This window comes from Paracoccus kondratievae (assembly GCF_009301415.1).
Taxonomy (GTDB): domain Bacteria; phylum Pseudomonadota; class Alphaproteobacteria; order Rhodobacterales; family Rhodobacteraceae; genus Paracoccus; species Paracoccus kondratievae.
In genome coordinates this window covers 474,015-497,628 of the sequence record NZ_CP045072.1, presented here as the reverse complement: position 1 = coordinate 497,628, position 23,614 = coordinate 474,015, and the positions used below count along the sequence as shown (strand labels likewise).

General features: G+C 61.9%; 25 protein-coding genes and 1 pseudogene. 7 read left to right on the top strand and 19 right to left on the bottom strand.

Features of this window, described 5'->3' with window-relative positions; genetic code table 11:
• From F8A10_RS02545 to uvrA, 9 genes and pseudogenes are all read right to left on the bottom strand, one after another.
• A complete protein-coding gene (locus F8A10_RS02545) occupies window positions 1–264 on the bottom strand; it encodes a DUF5337 domain-containing protein (RefSeq protein ID WP_085501278.1) in 264 nt (87 codons plus the stop codon).
• Complete coding sequence (locus F8A10_RS02540) at window positions 264–920, bottom strand: hypothetical protein (protein WP_010392944.1); 657 nt, start codon at window positions 918–920, stop codon at window positions 264–266. Before F8A10_RS02540 ends, F8A10_RS02545 begins: the two co-directional genes overlap by 1 nt.
• A 38-nt stretch (window positions 921–958) precedes the next feature.
• Window positions 959–1,666, bottom strand: a pseudogene (nuoE, locus tag F8A10_RS02535) (NADH-quinone oxidoreductase subunit NuoE); the annotation flags it as partial.
• Window positions 1,666–2,904, bottom strand: coding sequence for an NADH-quinone oxidoreductase subunit D (locus tag F8A10_RS02530; RefSeq protein WP_010392947.1), 1,239 nt, complete (start codon window positions 2,902–2,904; stop codon window positions 1,666–1,668). The pseudogene nuoE and the gene F8A10_RS02530, both read right to left, overlap by 1 nt.
• 53 nt (window positions 2,905–2,957) lie before the next feature.
• Window positions 2,958–3,584 carry an NADH-quinone oxidoreductase subunit C gene (locus F8A10_RS02525; protein ID WP_010392949.1) on the bottom strand — a complete coding sequence of 209 codons (627 nt, stop codon included), beginning with the start codon at window positions 3,582–3,584 and terminating at the stop codon, window positions 2,958–2,960.
• Between the two features lie 3 nt (window positions 3,585–3,587).
• The gene (locus F8A10_RS02520; RefSeq protein WP_010392952.1) at window positions 3,588–4,121 is read right to left on the bottom strand and encodes a NuoB/complex I 20 kDa subunit family protein; all 534 of its coding nucleotides are present in this window, start codon (window positions 4,119–4,121) and stop codon (window positions 3,588–3,590) included.
• Complete coding sequence (locus F8A10_RS02515; protein ID WP_010392956.1) at window positions 4,112–4,477, bottom strand: NADH-quinone oxidoreductase subunit A; 366 nt, start codon at window positions 4,475–4,477, stop codon at window positions 4,112–4,114. Before F8A10_RS02515 ends, F8A10_RS02520 begins: the two co-directional genes overlap by 10 nt.
• A 179-nt stretch (window positions 4,478–4,656) precedes the next feature.
• Entirely contained in the window at window positions 4,657–5,028 is a 372-nt protein-coding gene (locus F8A10_RS02510) for a DUF4260 domain-containing protein (protein ID WP_010392959.1), read from the bottom strand.
• A complete protein-coding gene (uvrA, locus tag F8A10_RS02505) occupies window positions 5,025–7,883 on the bottom strand; it encodes an excinuclease ABC subunit UvrA (RefSeq protein ID WP_152366615.1) in 2,859 nt (952 codons plus the stop codon). Before uvrA ends, F8A10_RS02510 begins: the two co-directional genes overlap by 4 nt.
• Before the next feature lie 148 nt (window positions 7,884–8,031).
• On the opposite strand from uvrA, the gene F8A10_RS02500 reads away from it, so the two are divergent.
• A complete protein-coding gene (locus tag F8A10_RS02500; protein WP_085501281.1) occupies window positions 8,032–8,385 on the top strand; it encodes a GFA family protein in 354 nt (117 codons plus the stop codon).
• On the opposite strand, the gene moaA is transcribed toward F8A10_RS02500, so the two are convergent.
• Window positions 8,382–9,389, bottom strand: a complete 1,008-nt coding sequence (gene moaA / locus F8A10_RS02495) for a GTP 3',8-cyclase MoaA (RefSeq protein WP_152366614.1) — start codon at window positions 9,387–9,389, stop codon at window positions 8,382–8,384. The two genes, F8A10_RS02500 and moaA, sit on opposite strands and share 4 nt — an antisense overlap.
• Window positions 9,390–9,533: 144 nt before the next feature.
• Here moaA and F8A10_RS02490 point away from each other — a divergent pair, with 144 nt between their 5' ends.
• Entirely contained in the window at window positions 9,534–10,070 is a 537-nt protein-coding gene (locus F8A10_RS02490) for a hypothetical protein (RefSeq protein ID WP_040601670.1), read from the top strand.
• Between the two features lie 3 nt (window positions 10,071–10,073).
• Here F8A10_RS02490 and F8A10_RS02485 read toward each other — a convergent pair whose 3' ends face one another.
• From F8A10_RS02485 to glmU, 3 genes are read right to left on the bottom strand one after another with little or no spacing between them, the layout of a single operon-like run.
• A complete protein-coding gene (locus tag F8A10_RS02485; protein ID WP_010392966.1) occupies window positions 10,074–10,763 on the bottom strand; it encodes a DNA alkylation repair protein in 690 nt (229 codons plus the stop codon).
• A gap of 33 nt (window positions 10,764–10,796) precedes the next feature.
• Window positions 10,797–12,614, bottom strand: coding sequence for a glutamine--fructose-6-phosphate transaminase (isomerizing) (gene glmS, locus F8A10_RS02480; RefSeq protein ID WP_010392968.1), 1,818 nt, complete (start codon window positions 12,612–12,614; stop codon window positions 10,797–10,799).
• 3 nt (window positions 12,615–12,617) lie between these two features.
• Entirely contained in the window at window positions 12,618–13,958 is a 1,341-nt protein-coding gene (gene glmU / locus F8A10_RS02475) for a bifunctional UDP-N-acetylglucosamine diphosphorylase/glucosamine-1-phosphate N-acetyltransferase GlmU (protein WP_152366613.1), read from the bottom strand.
• 103 nt (window positions 13,959–14,061) lie between these two features.
• Here glmU and F8A10_RS02470 point away from each other — a divergent pair, with 103 nt between their 5' ends.
• Complete coding sequence (locus F8A10_RS02470; RefSeq protein WP_152366612.1) at window positions 14,062–14,736, top strand: HAD-IA family hydrolase; 675 nt, start codon at window positions 14,062–14,064, stop codon at window positions 14,734–14,736.
• Window positions 14,737–14,806: 70 nt separating this feature from the next.
• Here the strand turns inward: F8A10_RS02470 and bfr are convergent, their stop codons facing one another.
• Together bfr and F8A10_RS02460 are read right to left on the bottom strand one after the other, a co-directional pair.
• Complete coding sequence (bfr, locus tag F8A10_RS02465) at window positions 14,807–15,292, bottom strand: bacterioferritin (RefSeq protein WP_010392976.1); 486 nt, start codon at window positions 15,290–15,292, stop codon at window positions 14,807–14,809.
• Entirely contained in the window at window positions 15,240–15,530 is a 291-nt protein-coding gene (locus tag F8A10_RS02460) for a (2Fe-2S)-binding protein (protein ID WP_010392978.1), read from the bottom strand. The genes bfr and F8A10_RS02460 overlap by 53 nt, the downstream gene beginning before the upstream one ends.
• Before the next feature lie 121 nt (window positions 15,531–15,651).
• On the opposite strand from F8A10_RS02460, the gene queA reads away from it, so the two are divergent.
• Genes queA through lpdA form a run of 4 tightly spaced genes read left to right on the top strand, consistent with a single transcriptional unit; the run spans window position 15,652 to window position 20,028 of the window.
• Window positions 15,652–16,707 (top strand): tRNA preQ1(34) S-adenosylmethionine ribosyltransferase-isomerase QueA, encoded by a 1,056-nt coding sequence (gene queA, locus F8A10_RS02455; RefSeq protein ID WP_010392980.1) that lies wholly within the window; start codon window positions 15,652–15,654, stop codon window positions 16,705–16,707.
• Window positions 16,707–17,951 (top strand): MFS transporter, encoded by a 1,245-nt coding sequence (locus F8A10_RS02450; protein WP_010392981.1) that lies wholly within the window; start codon window positions 16,707–16,709, stop codon window positions 17,949–17,951. Before queA ends, F8A10_RS02450 begins: the two co-directional genes overlap by 1 nt.
• Before the next feature lie 58 nt (window positions 17,952–18,009).
• Window positions 18,010–18,591, top strand: a complete 582-nt coding sequence (locus F8A10_RS02445; RefSeq protein ID WP_010392982.1) for a DUF924 family protein — start codon at window positions 18,010–18,012, stop codon at window positions 18,589–18,591.
• 45 nt (window positions 18,592–18,636) lie between these two features.
• Window positions 18,637–20,028, top strand: coding sequence for a dihydrolipoyl dehydrogenase (gene lpdA / locus F8A10_RS02440; protein ID WP_152366611.1), 1,392 nt, complete (start codon window positions 18,637–18,639; stop codon window positions 20,026–20,028).
• Window positions 20,029–20,115: 87 nt separating this feature from the next.
• Here the strand turns inward: lpdA and F8A10_RS02435 are convergent, their stop codons facing one another.
• The 4 genes from F8A10_RS02435 to F8A10_RS02420 form a co-directional block, all read right to left on the bottom strand.
• Window positions 20,116–21,285: a M20 aminoacylase family protein gene (locus F8A10_RS02435; protein ID WP_152366610.1), complete on the bottom strand. Its 1,170-nt coding sequence runs from the start codon at window positions 21,283–21,285 to the stop codon at window positions 20,116–20,118.
• A 75-nt stretch (window positions 21,286–21,360) separates the two neighbouring features.
• Window positions 21,361–22,005: a thiamine diphosphokinase gene (locus F8A10_RS02430; protein WP_010392986.1), complete on the bottom strand. Its 645-nt coding sequence runs from the start codon at window positions 22,003–22,005 to the stop codon at window positions 21,361–21,363.
• Window positions 22,002–22,214 carry a DUF2842 domain-containing protein gene (locus tag F8A10_RS02425; RefSeq protein WP_010392987.1) on the bottom strand — a complete coding sequence of 71 codons (213 nt, stop codon included), beginning with the start codon at window positions 22,212–22,214 and terminating at the stop codon, window positions 22,002–22,004. Before F8A10_RS02425 ends, F8A10_RS02430 begins: the two co-directional genes overlap by 4 nt.
• Window positions 22,215–22,218: 4 nt before the next feature.
• Window positions 22,219–23,511, bottom strand: coding sequence for an adenylosuccinate synthase (locus tag F8A10_RS02420; RefSeq protein ID WP_010392988.1), 1,293 nt, complete (start codon window positions 23,509–23,511; stop codon window positions 22,219–22,221).
• Window positions 23,512–23,614: the final 103 nt, after the last annotated feature.

Sequence of the window (23,614 nt, the reverse complement as noted above, 5' to 3'; positions counted from 1 at the left end):
TCATCCTTGTCCCTGCGAGGACGCATTGCGCCGCCGCCAGATCCGCCAGGTCACCAAAAGCGACCAGATCAAGGCCCCAATCGCCACAAGATCGGCGAGAAAGGCGTATTTCGCGGGCCAGTCCCTCTGACCGCCCAACCATTGCACCCCCAGCCACAGCACCATGGTCACGGCGATCACCACCGCGACCAGACGCATCTGCCGGGCATCCGCCGCAGCGGCACCGGGCCCCTGCGACGTCTGATGTCCTGTTTGGCGCGCCATCAGCTGGCCTCGCCCTTATCGACGCGGCGAGAGTGTTCGGTCTCACCCCCCGCCGCCAAAAGTCGCGCCTGACCAACCCAGTCGTCAGCCTCGATCCGCCCGCCCATACGGCCCAGCCGCTCGGCATATTCGGCAATCCGGGCCTTGTCCCAACCGGCGATCTGCTCATAGCGGGTCACGCCATTGGCGTTCAGCCAGTCCGAAAGTTTGGGCCCGATACCCTTGATCCGACGCAGATCATCGCGGCGCTCGTCACCCGGGATCACCGTTGCTGTCGATTCATTGACAGGGCCAAGCACCTGCTCCGAAATCCCCTGCCCCGGCAAGGCACCGGCGACGATTGGTATCTGCGCGCCGGTATCATCGCACTCTGGGCCAAGTGAGCCACTGACGACCAGCCTTTCAGGCTGACTGTCTGCGGCGGCGCGCTGCCAATCGGTGCCGGTCATTCCCTGGCGGCCATCCTCAAACAGTTCGGGCCGGTCGTGACAAACCAGCCAGACCATCAGCGCACCGAACAGAGCAAAGGTCACGAGACCAAGGAACAGACCGGCGAACCAGTGCAGCTCACCAAGGCCCGAGGTGAACAACAGCACCACGACCCCGGCGATTGCCGCCGAGATCCAGCAGTTCCTGTTGCACTCTGCCCGTTCCATCGTGACCCGACTGCTCCTCTTTCCTTTCAGGCGTCGTTGCGCGCGGCAAGCCAAGGCGTCGAGAGCGGAACCTCGGTCCCGTCGATGCGCCTGATTGTTTCGCCCAGCTGGACCGCACGCGCCACGCTGCCGTTATAAGCCTCGCCGCCCTTCAGATCGGCAAGCGCCACCGGACCGCCCAGAGGTTCGGCCGAGAAGCGGCCGTTCTGCGGCCCCGGTACCGGCACCTCGCCAGCCGCGATACGGTCGATCAGTTCGGCCAGTTTCTCTGCCGTCAGATCCTCGTAGAAATCCTTGCCGATCTGAGCCATGGGCGCGTTTGTGCAGGCGCCAAGGCATTCGACCTCTTCCCATGAGAAACGGCCATCGGCGGAAAGCGTGTGCGGCTCGGCCGCAATCTTTTCCTTGCAGACCCGGATCAGCTCCTCGGCCCCGCAGATCATGCAGGTGGTGGTGCCGCAAACCTGAATATGGGCAACCGAACCAACCGGTTGCAGCTGAAACATAAAGTAGAAGGTCGCGACCTCAAGCGCCCGGATATAGGGCATGCCCAGCAGGTCGGCGCAATATTCGATGGCCGGACGGCTTAGCCAACCTTCTTGCTCTTGCGCGCGCCACAGGACCGGGATGATCGCCGATTGCTGGCGACCTTCCGGGTATTTGGTCATCTGGGCACGGGCCCATTCGAGGTTCGCAGGCGTGAACTCGAACGAGTCAGGCTGGATGGGGGACAGACGGCGCAGCATCAGCGGTCAACCTCTCCGAAAACGATGTCGAGCGTGGCGATGATCGCCGGAACGTCGGCCAGCATATGGCCGCGCGCCATCCAGTCGATCGACTGCAGATGCGCGAAACCGGGCGCGCGCAGTTTGGCTCGCCACGGCTTGTTGGTGCCGTCGGCCACCAGATAGACGCCGAATTCACCCTTGGGCGCCTCGACCGAGGCGTAGACCTCGCCCGCCGGGACGCGGAAGCCCTCGGTGTAAAGCTTAAAGTGGTGGATCAGAGCTTCCATGTCGCGTTTCATGTCGGCGCGTTTCGGTGGGGTCAGCTTGCCACGGGCAAGAACGTCCCCAACCGGCTCAGCACGCAGCTTTTGCACTGCCTGCTTCATGATTTTGCACGATTCGCGCATCTCGGCCATGCGGCACAGATAGCGATCATAGCAGTCGCCGTTCTTACCAACCGGGATCTGGAAGTCGAACTCGTCGTAGCATTCATAGGGCTGCGCGCGCCGCAGGTCCCATGCAAGGCCCGAGCCGCGCACCATGACACCGGTGTAGCCCCAGTTCAGCGCGTCCTCTTCGGTCACGATGCCGATATCGACAAGGCGCTGTTTGAAAATCCGGTTTTCGGTCAGCAGGGTGTCGAGGTCATCGACCAGCTTCGGGAAACGCTCGCACCATTCTTCGATATCATCGAGCAGATCGGGCGGCAGATCCTGATGCACTCCGCCCGGCCGGAAATAGGCCGCGTGCAGGCGTGCACCGCAGGCGCGTTCGTAAAAGACCATCAGCTCTTCACGCGCCTCGAACCCCCACAGCGGAGGGGTCAGCGCGCCGACGTCCATTGCGCCGGTGGTGATGCCCATCAGGTGGTTCAGAATCCGACCGATTTCCGAGTAAAGCACCCGGATCAGGCTTGCACGGCGCGGAATCGCCGTGCCGGTCAGCCGCTCGATCGCCAGACACCAGGCATGCTCCTGATTCATCGGAGCAACATAGTCTAGCCGGTCCAGATAGGGCAGGTTCTGCAGATAGGTGCGGCTCTCCATCAGCTTTTCGGTGCCGCGATGCAGCAAGCCGATATGCGGGTCGGCACGCTCGACGACCTCGCCGTCCAGCTCCAGCACCATACGCAGCACGCCGTGGGCGGCCGGGTGCTGCGGACCGAAGTTGATGTTGAAGTTGCGAATGCTCTGTTCGCCGGTCAGGGCGTCCACCGAGCCGTCGTCATAGCTGTTCTTGCGGATGTCGCCGTCCATGGTCAGCCCTCAAATCCGATGCGGAGCGCGCAGCCCCTGCTGCGCGACTGCGGTCACTTCTTTGCCTCCGGCGCCTTCTCGTCACCCGGAAGCACGTATTTCGCGCCTTCCCACGGAGACAGGAAGTCGAACTGGCGGTATTCCTGAACCAGATTCACCGGCTCATAGACCACGCGCTTTTCAAGATCGTTCCAGCGCACCTCGACATAGCCGGTGGTGGGGAAGTCCTTGCGCAGCGGATAGCCACGAAAGCCGTAGTCGGTCACGATCCGGCGCAGGTCGGGATGGCCCGAGAACAGGATGCCGAACAGGTCAAAGACCTCGCGCTCATACCAGCCGGCGCCGGGGAAAACCCCGGTCAGGCTCGGGACCAGCTCATCCTCGCGCACCTGAACTTTCACCCGAATGCGCTGGTTCTGATACATCGACAGCAGGTGGTAGACCACGTCGAAACGCGCCGGACGTGCCGGGTTGTCGACTGCAGTAATGTCGATCAGCGTTGAAAAGCGGCAGTTCGGATCGTTGCGCAGAAATTCGATCAGCCCGAGCACGCCCGACAGCGTCGCATTCACTGTCAGTTCGCCAAACGCAATCTCAGTCGAGATCACGTCGCTTTCGCGGCGCAGCGAGATATGCTCGGCCAGTTCCTGCAGCGTTTCGTCAGAGATGGTTTGAGACATGGCTCACCTCACCAGCGTGCCGGTACGCCGGATGCGGCGCTGAAGTTGCAGGATGCCGTAAAGCAGCGCTTCGGCGGTCGGAGGGCAGCCCGGAACATAGATGTCCACCGGCACGATACGGTCGCAGCCGCGCACCACCGAATAGGAATAATGGTAATAGCCACCGCCATTGGCACAGCTGCCCATCGAAATGACATAGCGCGGCTCGGGCATCTGGTCATAAACCTTGCGCAGAGCCGGGGCCATCTTGTTGGTCAGGGTACCCGCGACGATCATCAGGTCCGACTGGCGCGGCGAAGCCCGCGGCGCGGTCCCGAACCGTTCAAGGTCATAGCGCGGCATCGAGGTCTGCATCATTTCGACTGCACAGCAGGCCAGACCAAAAGTCATCCAGTGCAGCGAGCCGTTGCGGGCCCAGTTGATGATATCCTCGGTCGTGGTCAGCAGGAAGCCCTTGTCCTGCAGCTCGCGGTTCAGCTCGGCCGTGGCGAATTCACGATCGACGCCGGCCGTATTGGCTCCGGTCATCACGCCCATTCCAGCGCCCCTTTCTTCCATTCATAGGCAAAGCCCACGGTCAGAACGCCCAGGAAAAGCATCATACCCCAGAAGGCCACATCCGACAGGCTGGCAAAGCTGACCGCCCACGGGAACAGGAAGGCCACTTCGAGGTCAAAGATGATGAACAGGATCGACACCAGATAAAAGCGGACGTCGAACTTCATCCGCGCGTCGTCAAAGGCGTTGAAACCGCATTCATAGGCGCTGACCTTTTCCGGGTCCGGATTGCGCACGGCGATGATCGCGGCGGCCAGAATCAGGACAATGGCAAGAGCCGAGGCCATTCCCAGAAAAACCAGGATGGGCAGATATTCTTGCAGCAGATATTCCACTGGATTGGGCTCCCTTTCACTCGCAGGAACCCGACTGGCGCCCCGCGATGGGTTTGGCTAGGGTCCGTTTATCCCCGGTCGCGGATATGGTCAACGGTAGGACCCCGCTTCACACCGGCTTTACGGCCCGCGCATGGCAGCAAAAACGCGAAATGCGTCAAAAGATACTATAAGGTGTTTTACTCAACTTTTCGGCCGATCTGGCCGAGATGAGTGTTGCGAAAGCCTAAAGGCTCTTTCAGCCCATACCCCAGCGCCCGATCCAGTCCGATATGGGCAAGCCACAGACCGCCCCCCGCAATCAGCCCTGTCGATCCCAGCGCCACGCCCAGAACCATCATAAGAAAGGCCAGGGCATATAGGTGACCCAGGTTGTACAGCACGGCCCCGGCCCGCGGCCCGGCCAGATAGCCCACCATGCTGAGATCAGGCGCAAACAGCACCGCCAGCCAGATCAGCCAGCCCCAACCCGGAGCGGCCTGAGCCGCGATCAGCAACCCGGCAAGAGCCAACCCCGCGCCTTCGACACGCTGCCAGAGGATGGCGCTCATTCCGCAGCGCGGCTGCGCGCCGCCTCAAGCATCGGGGCCAGATAGCGGCCAGTGTGGCTTTCAGGAACCTCTGCCACCTCTTCCGGAGTCCCGGTGGCGACAATGCGTCCGCCGCCATCGCCACCCTCGGGCCCGATATCAATGATCCAGTCGGCGGTCTTGATCACATCAAGGTTATGTTCGATCACCACCACCGTATTTCCCTGATCAACCAAGGAGTGCAGCACTTCCAGCAGCTTGCGCACGTCCTCGAAATGCAGGCCCGTCGTCGGCTCGTCGAGGATATAAAGCGTCTTTCCGGTGGCACGCCGCGACAGCTCTTTGGACAGTTTGACCCGCTGCGCTTCGCCGCCCGACAGGGTCGTCGCCTGCTGGCCGACTTTGATATAGCCCAGCCCCACCTCGACCAGCGCATCCATCTTTTCGCGAATCGAGGGAACGGCCTTGAAAAACTCCTGCGCGTCCTCAACAGTCATGTCGAGCACATCGGCGATGGATTTGCCCTTGAAGGTCACCTCCAGTGTCTCGCGATTGTAGCGCTTGCCTTTGCAGGTTTCGCAGGTGACATAGACGTCGGGCAAAAAGTGCATCTCGATCTTGATAACCCCATCGCCCTGGCAGGCCTCACAGCGACCACCCTTGACGTTAAAGCTGAACCGGCCGGGCTTGTAGCCACGCGCCTTGGCCTCGGGCAGACCGGCGAACCAGTCGCGGATCGGGGTAAAGGCGCCCGTATAGGTCGCGGGATTCGAACGCGGCGTGCGTCCGATCGGGCGCTGGTCGATGTCGATCACCTTGTCCAGCTGCTCCAGCCCCTTGATCGTCTCGCAGGGAGCGGGGGTCTGGCGTGCGCCATTCAGTCGCAGGCTCGCAGTTTTGAACAGCGTCTCGATAGTCAGGGTTGATTTGCCGCCACCCGAAACGCCGGTCACGCAGACAAACTTTCCAAGCGGGAACTCGGCAGTCACATTCTTGAGATTGTTGCCGCTGGCACCGACCACGGTAATCGCCTTGCCATTGCCCTTGCGGCGCTCAGCCGGGACCTCGATCCGGCGGGCACCGGACAGATATTGCCCGGTCAGGCTTGAGGGATCGGATGCAATCTCGGCCGGAGTGCCCTTGGCGACAACCTGTCCGCCATGCACCCCTGCCCCCGGGCCAATGTCAAAGACATAATCGGCATGGCGAATCGCATCCTCGTCATGTTCGACCACCAGCACCGAGTTGCCCTGATCGCGCAGCCCCTTCAGCGTCGCGAGCAACCGGTCATTGTCACGCTGGTGCAGGCCGATTGACGGCTCATCAAGCACGTAAAGCACGCCCGTCAGCCCTGAGCCGATCTGACTGGCCAACCGGATGCGCTGGCTTTCGCCACCCGACAACGTCCCAGCAGCGCGCGAGAGCGTCAGGTAATCAAGCCCGACATTGACCAGAAAACCCAAACGCTCACGAATTTCCTTGAGAATGGCTGCAGCAATCTCGTTTTTCTGCCTGGTAAGGTGGTTGGGGGCTTCTTCCACCCAGGCCAGCGCCTCTTTGATCGACAGCTCGGTGACTTTGCCGATGTGGCTGTCGGCGATCTTGACGGCCAGCGCCTCGGGCTTCAGCCGATAGCCGTTACAGGAACCGCAGGGACGGTTGTTCTGATATTTCTCGAACTCTTCGCGCACCCAGGACGAGTCGCTTTCGCGCAGCCGACGCTCCATATTCGGGATTACGCCCTCAAACCGGCGCGTTACTTCATAAACACGGCCGGAATCGTCAAAACGGAAGGGGATCTCATCCGTGCCAGAGCCGTACAGGAACATCCGCCGCACATCCTCGGGCAGATCCTTCCAGGCAGTTTTCTTGTCGAACCCGTAAAATTTGGCCAGCGCATTGATAGTCTGGGTCAGATAGGCCGATTTCGACTTGGCCCAAGGTGCAACTGCCCCCTGCGCAACCGAAAGCGCCGAATCGGGAACAATCAGACGCTCGTCAAAAAACAGCTCTACCCCCAGCCCATCACAGACCGGGCACGCCCCGAAAGGCGCGTTGAACGAGAAAAGCCGCGGCTCAATTTCAGGGATGGTAAAGCCGCTGACCGGGCAGGCGAAGTTCTCGCTGAAGGTAATCCGTTCCGGCTCCCCCTCCGCCGGGGCTGTTTCAAGCACGGCAATGCCGTCCGCAAGATCCAGCGCGGTACGAAAACTGTCGGCGAGCCGCGTCTCCATCCCCTCGCGCACGACGACGCGGTCAACCACCACATCAATATTATGGCGAAATTTCTTGTCCAGCACCGGCGGCTCGTCCAGCTCGTAAAACTGGCCGTTCACCTTTACGCGCTGAAAGCCCTGTTTGCGCAGCTCAAGAAACTCTTTCTTATACTCACCCTTACGATCTCGGACGATGGGCGCCAACAGATAGGCACGCATACCCTCGGGCATCTCCATCACCCGGTCCACCATATCCTGAACCTGCTGCGCCTCGATCGGCAGGCCGGTCGCGGGACTGTAAGGCGTGCCAGCGCGGGCAAAGAGCAGCCGCAGATAGTCATAGATCTCGGTCACCGTGCCGACGGTCGAGCGCGGGTTTTTCGAGGTGGTCTTTTGCTCGATCGAAATCGCCGGAGACAGGCCCGAAATATGGTCCACGTCCGGCTTGCCCATCATGTCGAGGAATTGCCGAGCATAGGCAGACAGGCTTTCGACATAACGCCTCTGCCCCTCGGCATAGATGGTATCAAAGGCGAGCGACGATTTACCCGAACCCGACAACCCGGTGATCACCACCAGCCTGTCGCGCGGAATGTCCATATCCACGTTCTTCAGATTATGTTCGCGCGCGCCGCGAACCTCGATGAACTTTTGTTCCATCGCGCCAGTCCTGATTCCGCCAAGTGCATCAGATAGGCATCCGGGCCGAAATGGCAACCACAAATGGAACAAACCGTGAATATTTTCCACTTGCGTCCCAAGGCAACCATGCCTCATCCTTGGTCATGAGTCGAAAGCGGAGGCGACCATGACCCGTCAGCATTACACGGGAGGATGCCAGTGCGGTGCGATTAGCTATAAGGTCGATGCCGATCTGGAACGGACCTTCACATGCAATTGCTCACGCTGCAAACGGATGGGGTTTGTCCTGACCTTTGTTTCCAGGGAGGACTTTCATCTGGTCAACGACGGGCCGGTGACAGAGTATCTGTTCAATCGCCAGCAGATCCACCACCGCTTCTGCCCAACCTGCGGAGTCGAGGCCTATGCCTTTGGCAAGGGGCCCGATGGAAGCGATGTGGTGGCGGTAAATGTGAATTGCCTCGATGGAATCAACCCGCGCGCGCTGGCCAGCCAGGCGGTGGACGGAGCCAGCTACTAACCGCCCGTATGGCTCATATAGCGGCTGACCCGGCCCGACACATGTCGCCGGGAATAGTCGAAATCATGACCTTTAGGCTTGCGCGCAATCGCTTCGCGAATGGCGGTGCGCAACGCATCGTCCTCTGCGCTGGCGCGCAGGGGTGCACGCAGATCCGCCCGGTCTTCTTGTCCAAGACACATGAACAGCTCGCCCGTGCAGGTGACCCGGACACGGTTGCAGCTTTCGCAGAAATTATGGGTCAGCGGCGTGATGAAACCGACCTTTTGCCCGCTCTCTTCAAGGCGGACATAGCGCGCCGGCCCCCCGGTGCGTTCGGCCAGAGGCGTCAGCGTAAAACGCGTGGCCAGCCGGTCACGCAGCTCCGACAACGCCCAATACTGGTCCAGCCGCTGCGCATCACCCATCTCACCCATCGGCATGACCTCAATGAAGGTCAGGTCGTGGTCATGTTCGGCACACCAATCTATCAGCGGGAAAAGCTCATCTTCATTAAAGCCTTTTAGCGCCACCGTGTTGATCTTGACGCGAAGGCCCGCCGCTTTCGCGGCCTCGATCCCCTCCAGCACCTGCGGCAATCTGCCCCAGCGGGTGATCTGTGAAAAGCGGTCCTTGTCCAGCGTATCAAGCGAAACGTTGACCCGCCGGACCCCGCATTCGGCCAGTTCGTCGGCGAAACGCGCCAACTGGCTGCCGTTGGTGGTCAGTGTCATCTCATCAAGCCCCGCCCCCAAATGGCGCGACATGGCACGAAAGAATTCCATGATATTGCGCCGCACCAGCGGCTCACCACCCGTAACCCGCAGCTTGCGCACACCAAGCCCGACAAAGGCGGAACAGAGGCGATCCAGCTCTTCAAGCGTCAGCAGATCGCGCTTGGGCAGGAACTGCATATGCTCGGCCATGCAATAAGTGCAGCGAAAATCGCAACGATCCGTCACCGACACCCGAAGATAGGTGATCGGCCTGGCAAAAGGGTCTGTCAGCGGGGCCTGAGCGTCCATTGCTTAAAGATAAGGCTGGGCTTGCATCGGCACAAGCCAGCCGATCCGTTAATATTGTCATAACCACGAGTTGAAGCTCGGGTGGACATGCAGGGTCGCGCGGGGCTAGCCTTCTCTTCGGACAATGAGGACGAGGAACTGCCGATGACCAGGCCGATCATGCTGTTTTCGGGCGCGCTGGCGCTGCTGGTGCTGACTGCCTGCACCCAGCCATCGCAAACACAAAACGCGCCTAAGGCCGAGGTGATCGACCCCGCGACCGGCCAGCCGGTAATTGCGGGCCCCGATCTGACCGGAACGGCGCCGCGCACGCCGGGCAAGACCATCACTACAGCTGCCCGCCCCTCGCCCGCAGCGCGCACCGCGGCAGAGTTCGACACCACGACACGTGAGCAAAAGGCAGCCGCCGCAGCCCCGCCCGCAGCGGCCGAGCGTCGGCTGGGTGCCACGGTCGCCTCGCTTGGCGACCCGTCGCAGCCGGGCTTCTGGATCAAGACACCGCTGGCGAAATCCGAAGCTGATGGCCGTATCGTAAACCCCGAAAACGGCAAATCCGCGAAAGTGCGGCTGATCCCGCTTGGTGGTCCGGCCAGTGGCGGCAGTCAGGTTTCGCTGCCCGCGCTACAACTGATCGGCGTCAGCCTGACCGATCTGCCCACCATCGAGGTTTACGGGAACTGACGCCTAAGGGTGGCTGTTGCGATTTTCGGGCAGCCAGCGCCCCGCCTCACGCCGAGCAAAGGGTTTCAGCCGCCCCCCATTGGCCGCGAGCCAGTCGCGGACGCACTGCGGATCGTGTTTCGAATGATCGCGCAGCCACCAGCCGATAGCTTTCTGAATGAACCACTCCCGGTCATCAGCAAGCTTTTCCAGCCAGGTCAGCACCCTATCACGACGGGCCAGATCGTCCGCTTTGGGATTCCGGATCGACGTCCAGGGCAAAGTCCCGACAAGCGCTGCGCGCCGGACCCAGAAACCGGGGGCTTCGAGCCATGTCTCGACCTCATCCAGGCGCGCCGGATCAGAGATCAGCCGGCGGGAACCCGCTTTCATAGCGTGATCGGCGATGGCCCAGGCGTCGAACTGCGGCACCCAGCTGGCAATCAGCCGCCAGACCTCGTCATCGGGGCGAATACGGGCCTGGGTCAGCAGCTTTGCCGCTGCGATCCGTGCCTCATGCACATTGCTGTCCCAAAGGTGACGGGCGAGTTCTATCCGACCAGGCAGATCCAGCCCTGCACGCCACCCCCGCGCCAGTTCGTCGATCACAGGGACGGCGACGCCCAGATAGGGACGGGGCGCCTTGTGATAGGCGGCCATCCCGGCCGCCTTTCCGGGGTCGCCCAATGCCTTCAGCTCGTCCAGTTCCCGCATCTTTCCCTGCGCTAAAATGGTCCCTGCTGCCCTTTACTCGACCGTCACCGATTTTGCGAGATTGCGCGGCTGGTCCACATCGGTCCCCTTGGCGACCGCCGTGTGATAGGCAAGATACTGCATCGGGACCGCATATAGGATCGGCTGAAACAGCCCGCCGCCCTCGGGCATGGCAAGGCTCGCGCGCACGCCGTGGCCGGCGGCGGAAATCCCCTCTGCGTCCGAGATCAGCAGCACCTGACCATGACGCGCCATTACCTCTTGCATGTTCGAGACAGTCTTATCGAAAAGCCCGTCACGCGGTGCCAGCACCACCACCGGCACGTTACGGTCGATCAGCGCGATCGGCCCATGCTTGAGCTCACCCGAGGCGTAACCTTCGGCATGGATATAGCTGAGCTCCTTGAGCTTCAGCGCCCCTTCGAGCGCCACGGGATAAAGCGGGCCGCGGCCGAGATACAGCACGTCCTGTGCCTCAGAGAGCCAGCCAGCAAGGCGGCGGCATTCGTCACTGATTCCAAGCGCCTGCTGCAACAGCCCCGGCAAAGCCCGCAGGTCAGCGAGATGGCCAGCCAGCTCAGCCTCGGTCATCCGCCCGCGATCCACTGCCGCCTTGAGCGCCAGGATCGCCAAGACCGCAAGCTGGCAGGTAAAAGCCTTGGAAGAGGCTACGCCGACCTCAATCCCCGCCAGCGTCGGCAAGGCAATATCGGCGTCGCGCGCGATAGCCGAGGTACCGACGTTCACCACACCCACGGTCTGCGCAACCTTGCCGCGCGCATAATGCAGTGCGGCCAGCGTATCGGCGGTTTCACCCGACTGGCTGACAAAGATCGCCCAGCTTTCCGGCGAAAGCGGCGGTTCGCGATAGCGGAATTCGGACGCTACATCCAGATCGCAAGGCAGACCGGCGAGGCTTTCAAACCAATAGCGCGCTACATGCGCGGCATAAGAGGCCGTGCCACAGGCGACGAGCGTCAGGCGGTCAACGGCACTGAAATCCAGTGCCTCGGGCAACATGATCCGGTCGCCCTTGATATAGTGGTTCAAAGCATCGGCCAGCACGACAGGCTGTTCGGCGACCTCTTTGGCCATGAAATGGCGGTAGCCGCCTTTGTCGATCTGGGTCGCGCCGACGTCGATCTGCTGGATTTCGCGATTGGCAGGCCGACCCTCGGCATCAAAGATCTCGGCCCCCGAGCGGCGGATGATGACGTGATCGCCATCCTCAAGATAGGTGATCCGGTCGGTAAAGGGCGCAAGCGCGATGGCGTCCGAGCCAAGAAACATCTCACCCTTGCCATGGCCGACGGCAAGCGGGCTACCCTTGCGCGCCCCGATCATCAGATCGGTCTCGCCCTCAAACAGAAAGGCCAGAGCAAAAGCACCGTGCAGCCGTGCGAGGGTGGCGCGCGCGGCCTCGATCGGGTCAAGGCCCTGCCCCAGATGCCAGGCAGTCAGCAGCACCACGGTTTCGGTGTCAGTTTCGGATTCCGGCTGAAGCCCAAGCCGCGTCACCTCATCGCGCAGTTCACGAAAATTCTCAATGATGCCGTTATGAACCACCGCAACCGGGCCGCTAAGATGGGGGTGCGCGTTTGCCTCGGTCGCGGCGCCATGGGTGGCCCAGCGCGTGTGGCCAATGCCGGCATGACCGGGCAGCGGCAGATGAACCAGGCGGTCCGACAGGTTCACCAGCTTGCCGACCGCGCGCCGCCGATCCAGCCGACCGTCGTCATCCACGGTGGCGACGCCGGCACTATCATAGCCGCGATACTCCAGCCTCTTCAGTGCCTCGACCAGTTGGGGCGAGACCTGATGGTTGCCCAGAATTCCGATAATGCCACACATGGATCAATTTCCCTTCTTTTGCCGCAGGGCCTGCATCAGTCGCGCGGCAAGACCCGGTTTCATCACTTGCCGGGCGCGGCCCAGCGCCAGAGCGTCATCCGGCACATCCTGCGTAATGACCGAACCCGAGCCGGTCATCGCCCGAGCCCCTACCCGCACCGGTGCGACCAGCATCGTATCCGAGCCGATGAAGGCATTGGCCCCGATTTCAGTCCGATGCTTGGAAACGCCGTCATAATTGCAGGTCACGGTGCCGGCACCGATATTCGTACCTTCGCCGACATGGGCATCGCCCAGATAGGTCAGATGACCGACCTTGACCCCTTCGTCGAGCATCGAGTTCTTGATCTCGACGAAGTTGCCAACGTGCACATCGCCACCCAGCTCCGCGCCGGGCCTCAGCCGCGCAAAGGGGCCAACCGTGGCACCTGCGCTGACATGGCAACCTTCGAGGTGGCAAAATGGCAGGATCTCGGCCCCGCTTTCGATCGTCACGCCGGGGCCAAAAACAACGTTCTGACCGATGATGGCATCGCGGCCGACGTACGTATCAAGTGCGAACCAGACCGTGTCGGGATCAATCAGGGTCACGCCGCTCTCCATCGCCTGCGCGCGCGCGCGGGTCTGAAACACCGCCTCGGCCCGGGCCAGTTCGGCGCGGGTGTTGATGCCCAAAGTCTCTGCCTCATCACAGGTGACCACCTCGACCCGATGGCTGGCGGCGCGGGCCAGTTCCGGAATGTCGGTCAGGTAATATTCACCGGCTGCGTTCTGATTGCCGATACGGGGCAGGAATTCACGCAATAGCGCCGCATCCGCCGCCAGAACGCCCGAGTTGACCAGCCGGATCGCCCGCGTAGCTTCATCGGCGTCCTTGTATTCGACGATACGCTCCAGCCCCTCAGGACCGGTAACCAGGCGGCCATAGCGCCCGGGATCTGCAGCTTCGAACCCCAGCACCACCACATCGGCGGGATGCGAGGCCAGTCGCGACAATGTTTCCTCTCCGATGAAGGGCGTGTCGCCGTAAAGGACGATCACCCTGCCATCGAACCCGTCAAGCAGCGGCATGGCCTGGCTGACGGCATGAGCCGTGCCGAGTTGTTCTTCTTGCAGCGCGATACTTGCCTCGGGCTCAAGACGCGTAACCGCCTTGCGAACAGCTTCGGCACCGTGACCGGCAACAACGACCACCGCCTGGGGTTCAAGCGTCCGGCCAGCGGCCAGCGCATGACCGACCAGCGGTACACCTCCCAACCGGTGCAGAACCTTGGGCAGATCCGATTGCATCCGGCTGCCCTGCCCGGCAGCAAGGACGATCAGGGCTACGGGTTTATCGGTCATCTCTGCCTCTTGCCTGTTCCTTATCCCTCCGCAGCGTTCTACCTAGAGGACGTGAGGCGCGAAAGGCCCTGACAGATCACACATTTTGACGGAAGGTTACAGCATGGCAGGAACGGTGGTCTTTGATCTGGACGGAACGCTGGCCGATACCTCGGGCGATCTGATCGCCGCGGCCAATGCCTGTTTTCAGGCGCGCGGCCTTGGGGCACTGCTGGACCCGGTCCGCGATGCGCTGATCGCCTTCCACGGCGGGCGCGCGATGCTGCGCGCCGGTTACGCAAGGCTGCCTGCCGATATGCTGTTGCCGCCCGGCGCCGAGGATGAGGATTATCCTCGCCTGCTGACCCATTACGGCGATGCGATCGCGGTCCATACCCGGCTTTATCCGGGAACCGAGGCTGCTCTGGACCGTCTGGCAGCCGCTGGGCGCCAGCTCGCGGTCTGCACCAACAAACCCGTCGCGCTGGCCGAAACCCTGCTGCGCGAACTTGGTATCCGTGATCGTTTCGCCGCTCTGATCGGCGCCGATACGCTGCCTGTGCGCAAGCCCGACCCACGCCCTTATGCCGCAGCGGTCGAGGCCTCGGGCGGCGAGGTGGCGCGCTCCTTCCTGGTTGGCGATACCGAAACCGACCGCAAGACCGCCGCTGCGGCTGGCGTCCGGGTGGCGCTGGTCGCCTTTGGCCCCGAGGGCGAGGGACTGCGCCGCCTTGCCCCCGAGGCGCTGCTTGCGCATTTCGACGACCTGCCGCCGCTTGCCGCCGAGTGGCTGGACTAGTCCCGCAAACGGAAAAAGGGGCCATATTGGCCCCCTGATCCACAGATTTTCCGTGAGATTACACTGACGCTTATTCCGCCTCGCTGGCGGGCTTGGCGTTGAGCTGACCGTAATTCTGTGCCCCGATCTCTTCGTAAAGACCAAGTTGGGTTTCCAGAAAATCGATATGCCCTTCTTCGTCCGCCAGCAGCTCGTCGAAAAGGCTTCTGCTGACGTAGTCACCGACTTTGTCGCAATACTGCCGCGCCTCGATATAAAGAGTGCGGGCGTCATGTTCGGCAGCCAGATCGGATTCCAGCGTTTCCTTGAGGTTCTGACCAATCCGAAGCGGATCAAGCTTTTGCAGATTCGGATGGCCTTCAAGAAAGATGATTCGCTGAATCAGGCGATCAGCGTGATGCATTTCCTCAATGGATTCCGCGCGGGACTTGTCGGCGATCTTACCATAGCCCCAGTCCTCTTGCAGACGATAATGCAGCCAGTACTGGCTGACGGCGGTAAGTTCAGACCGCAGCGCTGCGTTGAGATACTCGATGACCTTTGCGTCGCCCTTCATGGCTTACCCCTGTGCGATTAACCTTCAGCCCCCTCAGGATAGGAGGCACGGCCAGATTATCGCATCCGCGCATGGTGTCCAGAAACAAAGGCATACAACCGCCGCAATCAGCGCGCTTGCCAAGGGCGTGGTAGATCTTGCCGGGGGTGATGATAGTCTGCGGGTCAGCCGCACGCATCCAGTCGATAGCGGCTTTGATATCGTGGTCCGAAATCTGGGTGCAGTGACAGACGATCATTTACTCACCTCGGGTCTTCGAAAACTTACCTATTTCCTCAGATAAGTAAAGCCTGAGTTTTTCTCTTTGTGATAGTGCCCCGGCTTGACGCCCCCCGATACCCCGGACACAAGCTAAGCCCATGAAGCTGGACGATTTCGACTTTCACCTGCCCGAGACCCTGATCGCGACGCGCCCGGCAAGGCCGCGCACTTCGGCACGCCTGCTGCTGGCGCAGGGTGATTCGATTCGTGATCTGCATGTGCGCGATCTGACCGACCTTTTGCAGCCGGGCGACTTGCTTGTGCTGAACGACACCAAAGTCATTCCGGCGCGCTTGACCGGCCAGCGCACGCGCCAGACCCCGCAAGGCGAGGCGATTGCCAAAATCGAGGTCACGCTGCTGGAACCTGGGGCAAAGGGATGGAAGGCGCTTGCCAAGCCCCTGCGCAAGCTGAAGCAAGGCGAGGTGATCCGCTTTGGCGAGACCCTGTCCGCCGAGGTCGCCGGGATCGAGGGCGGAGAGCTGACCCTGCGCTTTGACGCCTCGGGCGAGGCGTTTGACGAGGCACTCGCACAAGTCGGCGCGATGCCGCTGCCACCCTATATCGCCTCGCTGCGCGCCCCGGACGAAGCGGACCGCGAGGATTACCAGACCGTCTGGGCCCGTCATTCAGGCGCGGTTGCCGCCCCGACCGCCAGCCTGCATTTCGACCGTGAGCTGCTTGAAAAACTGCAGGCCAAAGGTGTGCGCTTTGCCCATGTCACGCTGCATGTCGGCGCGGGAACCTTCCTGCCCGTCAAGGTCGAAGACGTCACCACCCACAAGATGCACGGCGAATGGGGCGAGGTCACGGCCCAGGCCGCCGCCGCGATCAACGACACCCACAATGCCGGCGGACGGGTGATCCCGGTCGGCACCACGGCGCTGCGCCTGATCGAGACCGCCGCCGATGAAACAGGCCACGTCCAGCCGTTTCAGGGCGTTACCGAAATCTTCATCTATCCGGGTTATCGCTTCCGTGTGACGGATGCGCTGATGACCAATTTTCACCTGCCGAAATCGACCCTCCTGATGCTTGTCAGTGCCCTGATGGGGCAGGACCGCATACGGGGGATCTATCGCCATGCCGTGGAATCGGGCTATCGCTTCTTTAGCTACGGCGATGCCTCGTTACTGATACCAAAGGATCCGTGATGCTGACCGTCCTGCGCACCACCTGGCCGTTGCTTCTGGGCATCCTGCTGCTGATGGTCGGGAATGGTATGCAGGGCACCCTTCTCGGTATTCGCGGCAATATCGAGGGGATATCAACCACTGAAATGTCAGTTGTGATGTCGGCCTATTTCGGCGGCTTCCTGCTTGGCTCACGCGTGGTGCCCGAACTGATCCGCAATGTCGGCCATGTGCGGGTCTTTGCCGCGCTTGGCTCAATGATCTCTTCGGTGCTGATCCTTTATGCCGCAGCGCCGCATTGGATCGCATGGGCACTGATGCGTCTGTTGATCGGATTCTGCTTCTCGGGGGTGTATATCACCGCGGAAAGCTGGCTGAACGCCGGGACCACCAACGAGAACCGCGGCCAGGCCATGTCGGCCTATATGATCATGCAGATGCTGGGAATCATCTCGGCCCAGCTTCTGATGAATGCTGCCGACCCGGCGGGATACCTGCTGTTCGTAATCCCCTCGGTTCTGGTCAGCGTCTCGTTCCTGCCGATCCTGCTGTCCACCCAACCCGCGCCGCAATTTTCGACGCTGAAACGGATGAGCTTTGGCAGCCTGTTTCGCGTCTCTCCGCTGGGCTGCATCGGTATCTTTCTTATGGGCGGGGTATTCTCGGCGCTGTTCGGAATGGCCTCGGTCTGGGGCTCGACCAAGGGCCTGACGGTACGCGAAATCTCGGCCTTCGTTGCCGCCATCTATATCGGCGGGCTGCTGCTGCAATATCCCATCGGCTGGCTTTCTGACCATGGCGACCGGCGCTTTATCGTGCTTGGCCTCTCGGCCCTTGGCGCGGCGGTCAGTATTGCTACCGTGGCGCTGCAACCGGGAATCTGGGGCCTGCTGATCGCGGCAGCGTTGATCGGGGGCGTCGCCAATCCGGTCTATTCGTTGCTTCTTGCCTATACGAACGATTTTCTGGACAACAGCGATATGGCAGCGGCCTCGGCCGGGCTTCTTTTTATCAACGGCATCGGCGCAATGGCCGGACCGCTGATTACCGGCTGGCTGATGGCAATGCTGGGACCGGACGGGTTCTGGGTCTATATCGGCCTGCTCCTTGCCGCCCTGACCTTCTATGCGGGCTGGCGCCGCACCCGCCGCCCGACCCCGATGCAGGATCAAAGCTTTGCCATCATCGCACCCTCGGCCACCCCCGTCGCGGTCGAGGCAGCGCTTGAGACCGCAAGTTCTGACGACAGCGACAAAGCTGACTGACGGGGTTGCGGCCAGCGCCCGGCTTTGCAACCATCCCTGAAAACCGGAGAGCAAGGCCATGACCAACACCGCGACCCCTCAAGAGATCAACCGCTTCTGGATTGACGAGGTGGGCGATAAAGGCTGGTACGCCCGCTCGGATGCCCTGGACGATACCATCCGCACGCGCTTTCTTTCGCTATGGGAAACGGCCGCCGATCTGGTCCCGGACTGGACCACGACGCCCGAGGGTGCCTTGGCTGCCCTGATCCTGACCGACCAGTTCCCGCGCAACATGTTTCGCGAGGACCCGCGCGCATTTGCAACCGACGCCCTGGCGCTCAAGACAGCGGATGCGGCCATCGCCCAAGGCTTCGACCTGCAGATCCAGCCGCCGGCACGACAGTTCTTCTACCTGCCATTTGAGCACTCCGAGGAATTGATCAATCAGCACCGCGCGGTTGAGCTGTTCCGCGAATTCATGCCCGGCGAGAACCTGCGCCACGCCGAACTGCATCGCGATACGATCGCAAAGTTCGGCCGCTTTCCATGGCGAAACGCCGCGCTCGGACGAACCCCGACAGAGGCGGAAATCCGCGTGATGGAGGCGGGCGGCTACGGCGCGCTTGTCTCGGGCAAGCTGTCGCTTGCTGACGTTTAAAAAATGGTTTAACGCTGAACTATCTTTTCTGATAGGGGGACATCCATGGCGCAGAGCTTCGACATGGTGGTGATCGGTTCCGGCCCTGGCGGCTATGTCTGCGCCATTCGCGGCGCGCAGCTGGGGCTGAAAGTGGCCTGCATCGAGCGCGAGCATCTGGGCGGCATCTGCCTGAACTGGGGCTGTATCCCGACCAAGGCGCTTCTGCGTTCGGCCGAGGTCTTTCACCTCATGCATCGCGCCAAGGAATTCGGGCTCTCGGCGGACAGGATCGGCTATGATCTCAGCGCGGTGGTGCAGCGTTCGCGCGGCGTGGCCAAACAGCTTGCCGGCGGTGTCGGCCACCTGCTGAAAAAGAACAAGGTCACTGTGATCATGGGCGAGGCCTCACTGACCGCCCCCGGCAAGATCAGCGTCAAGACCGACAAGGGGACCGAAGAAGTTATCGCAAAATCCATCGTTCTGGCGACCGGCGCCCGCGCCCGCGAGCTGCCGGGACTCGAACCCGACGGCGATCTGGTCTGGAACTACAAACACGCACTGCAACCGCCGCGCATGCCGAAAAAGCTTCTGGTCATCGGCTCAGGCGCAATCGGCATTGAATTTGCCAGCTTCTTCAACACGCTAGGCGCAGACACCACGGTGGTCGAGGTAATGGACCGCGTTCTGCCGGTCGAGGATGCCGAAATCTCGGCGCTCGCCAAAAAGCAGTTCATCAAGCAAGGCATGAAGATCATGGAAAAGGCGACGGTCAAGAAACTCGACCGCGCCAAAGGCAAGGTCACCGCCCATATCGAGACCGGCGGCAAGACCGAGACGCAGGAGTTCGATACGGTCATCTCGGCAGTCGGCATCGTGGGCAATGTCGAAAACCTGGGGCTGGAAAAGCTGGGGGGCAAAATCGACCGGACCCATGTCGTCACCGACGAATATTGCCGCACCGGTGTCGAGGGGCTTTACGCCATCGGCGACGTGGCGGGCGCGCCGTGGCTTGCACATAAAGCCAGCCACGAGGGCGTGATGGTGGCCGAGCTTATCGCGGGCGGCCACCCCCACCCGATCAAGCCGAACTCAATCCCCGGCTGCACCTATTGCAACCCGCAGATCGCCAGTGTGGGCCTGACCGAGGAAAAGGCCAAGGCCGCAGGCTACGAAGTCAAGGTCGGCCGCTTCCCCTTCATCGGCAACGGCAAGGCTATCGCCCTTGGCGAACCCGAGGGCCTCATCAAGACAGTTTTCGACGCCAGGACCGGCGAGCTTCTGGGCGCCCATATGGTTGGCGCCGAGGTGACCGAGCTGATCCAGGGCTACGTCGTCGGCCGCACGCTCGAAACGACCGAGGCTGAGCTGATGGAGACGGTTTTCCCGCACCCGACGCTCTCGGAGATGATGCACGAGGCCACACTATCGGCCTATGGCCGCGCCATCCACTTCTGAACGGCAAAGGGGGTCCAAAGGCCCCCTTCTTCTTTCGTGATCAAATATCCTCGGGGGTCCGGGGGCAGACGGCCCCCGGCACGACAGTTACCCTTGAATCGGCATCCGCGCCTCGGCCATGCCGGCATACCAGCTTGACCCGGCCGGGATGGCATTGTCGTCAAAATCATAGGCGGGGTGATGGACCATGGCAGTGTCCCCATTGCCCAGAAAGATATAGGCCCCCGGGCGTTCGTTCAGCATATAGCTGAAATCTTCGCCTGCCATCAGCGGCAGCATGTCCATATTCACATCGCCCGCGATCTGCCGCGCAACTTCGGCTGCATGGCCTGTAGCCTCGGGGTGGTTCATGGTAATCGGATAGCCGCGCTCATACTCCACCTCGGCACGTGCGCCAAAGGCGGCGGCGGTGTGGGCAGCAACCTCCCGCACCCGCTCCTCGATCTGGTCGCGCACCTCGGGATCAAGGGTACGGGCCGTGCCTTTCAGCATGACCACCTGCGGGATAACGTTATGCGCCATCGAGTCGGTCTGGACGACACAAACCGAGACCACGCCACTTTTCAGCGGATCGACATTGCGCGACACGATGGATTGCAAAGCCACGATGATGTGCGCCGCGACCAGAGTCGTATCAATCGCCTCATGCGGCTTGGCTGCGTGGCCACCCTTGCCGGTAACCGTGATCTCGAACTGATCGGCGGCAGCCATCATCGCACCTTCACGAATGGCAAAAGCGCCGACCGGATAGCCGGGCATATTGTGCATGCCATAAAATTCCTGAATGCCCCAGCGATCAACCAGACCATCCTGAACCATGGCAAGACCGCCAGCACCACCCTCTTCGGCGGGCTGGAAGATAACCACGGCGGTACCGTCGAAATTGCGCGTCTCGGCCAGGTATTTCGCGGCACCCAGCAGCATGGCGGTATGGCCGTCATGCCCGCAGGCATGCATGACACCAGGCGTTTTTGAGGCATATTCCGCCCCGGTTTTTTCATGAATCGGCAGCGCATCCATATCCGCGCGCAGGCCGATCACACGACCGCTCGTGTTGCTGCGCCCCTTGATGACGCCGACGACGCCGGTACGGCCGATCCCTTCGACCACCTCGTCCAGACCAAAGCTGCGCAGCAGTTCCGCGACCCGGCCCGCGGTGCGATGCACAGCGTAATCCAACTCGGGGTTCTCATGGAAATCGCGGCGCCACGCGGTGATTTCCGGCAAGAGTTCTGCAAAGCGGTTCTTGACTGGCATGATATCTCTCCTTCACCTGCGAGGTTGGCGCTTTTGCCAAGGGTGTGCAAGGCTTGGTCCGGCGCCAGCAGCCTGTTAAAGCGCGGTCGTAAGTATTTGCAGGCACTCGCGCGGCAGAATAAGTAACATCTGCCCCTCGCAGGTAAGCTCGACAGCTCCGTCAGCCTGGTTCGAGGTCCCGACCCGGGTGCCGGGCGCGAACTCCACCCCCCCGATCGGCCACCTGAGCCCGCGTGAAGTTCCCCGCGCCGGGCCCATCGGGAAAAGCGACACCCGCGTCGCGGGCGGCAGATCCAGCCTCAGTCGTGAGGGCAGGCGCACAATCACATCCTCGCCCGCGATCAGCAGGCACGGCGGGCCGATACCGCGGGCGATCACGCTCAGCGCCGCAAGGAAATGATCCTGACGCGCACCTGAAAACCCGACCGCGACCACAAAGGGCGCATCCAGGCGCTGCAGGCATTTTTCGAAATCGGTGCTGTCTTGCTCGGCGACGGGATGCTGGTTCTCGGCAGGGATTTCGGCACGGGCACGGGCCGAAATGCTGTCGAAATCACCCCAGACCGCCGCCGGGATCAGCCCATGGCTCAGCGCGGTATCAGCACCGCTGTCAGCGGCAGCGACCACCGGGGCAACCGCCAGTGCCTGATCCAGATCAGCACGGCTGACCGGCGCGCCGCCGATCAGCGTGACCGGACAGGCGCTCGACAGCCTGTTCATTCGTCCTTGCCGATGCCGGTAAAGACCTTGCGAAAGGGCAAGGCCCAGAGGATCCCCAGACCCACATAGACCGCCAGCTCGATCAGGATCGGCTGGCGCCCCCAGGTCCGGTCCATCCAGTTCACCAGCGTCACCGCCACGACGATATACAGCGGCAGCCCGACCAGCAAGATGACCAGAGACCAGAGTTTGCGCGTCCTCAGATCCATCTTTTCAATCGGCGAAGGGATCGGTCACAAGGATGGTATCGTCCCGCTCGGGCGAGGTCGAAAGCAGCGCCACCGGGCACTGGATCAGCTCTTCGATGCGGCGAACGTATTTGATCGCATTCGCGGGCAGATCAGCCCAGCTGCGCGCACCTTGGGTCGATTCCTCCCAGCCCTCCATCTCTTCGTATATCGGCTTGGCGCGGGCCTGCAGGGCGGCAGCGGTGGGCAGATGGTCGTAATGCTGGCCATCGACGTCATAGCCGGTGCAGATCTTCAGCGTTTCGAAACCGTCCAGCACATCCAGCTTGGTCAGCGCAATGCCGTTCACGCCCGAGATGGCGCAGGTCTGGCGCACCAGAACCGCATCAAACCAGCCGCAGCGGCGTTTGCGGCCGGTGACGGTGCCGAATTCATGGCCTCTCTCGCCCAGACGCTGACCGTCGGCATCCTCCAGCTCGGTCGGAAAGGGACCTTCGCCGACGCGCGTCGTATAGGCCTTGACGATCCCCAGCACAAAGCCGATCGCCGAGGGGCCAAGCCCGGTGCCGCTGGCCGCCATGCCCGACATGGTGGTCGAACTGGTGACATAGGGATAGGTGCCGAAGTCGATGTCGAGAAGGCTGCCCTGAGCACCCTCGAACAGGATGCGTTTGCCCGATTTGCGGGCATCGTTCATCACCTTCCAGACCGGCTGCGCGTATTGCAAAAGCTTTGGCGCGATTTCAAGCAGCCTGGCGCGCAGCTCGGCCCGGTCGATGGGGGCCGCGCCCAGGCCCTGACGCAGCGCGTCATGATGGGCCAGCAGGCGGTCAAGGCGGGAATCCAGCGTCTCCTCATCGCCCAGATCGGCGACACGGATGCTGCGACGGCCAACCTTGTCCTCATAGGCCGGGCCGATGCCGCGACCGGTAGTGCCGATCTTCGAGGCACCAGCGGCCTCTTCGCGCAGCTTGTCAAGGTCCTGATGCAGCGGCAGGATCAGCGGAGTGTTCTCGGCGATCATCAGGTTCTCGGGGCTGATCTCGACGCCTTGACCGGCAAGCTTGTCGATCTCGGCGAACAGGGACCAGGGATCCAGCACCACGCCGTTACCGATCACTGCCGTCTTGCCCTTGCGCACGATGCCCGAAGGCAGCAGCGACAGTTTGAAAACCTGATTGCCAATGACCAGCGTGTGGCCGGCATTGTGGCCGCCCTGAAAGCGCGCGATCACATCGGCGCGCTCCGACAGCCAGTCAACGATCTTGCCCTTGCCTTCGTCGCCCCACTGCGCGCCGACGACCACCACATTGGCCATTGTGCTATCCCCTTGCGGTCATTGAATGCCGCAAACCGTATAATGGCCGAAGCCACGCGGGGAAAGCGCATTCCGCCTTGCCTGCAAATTCGCCAGATTGCCC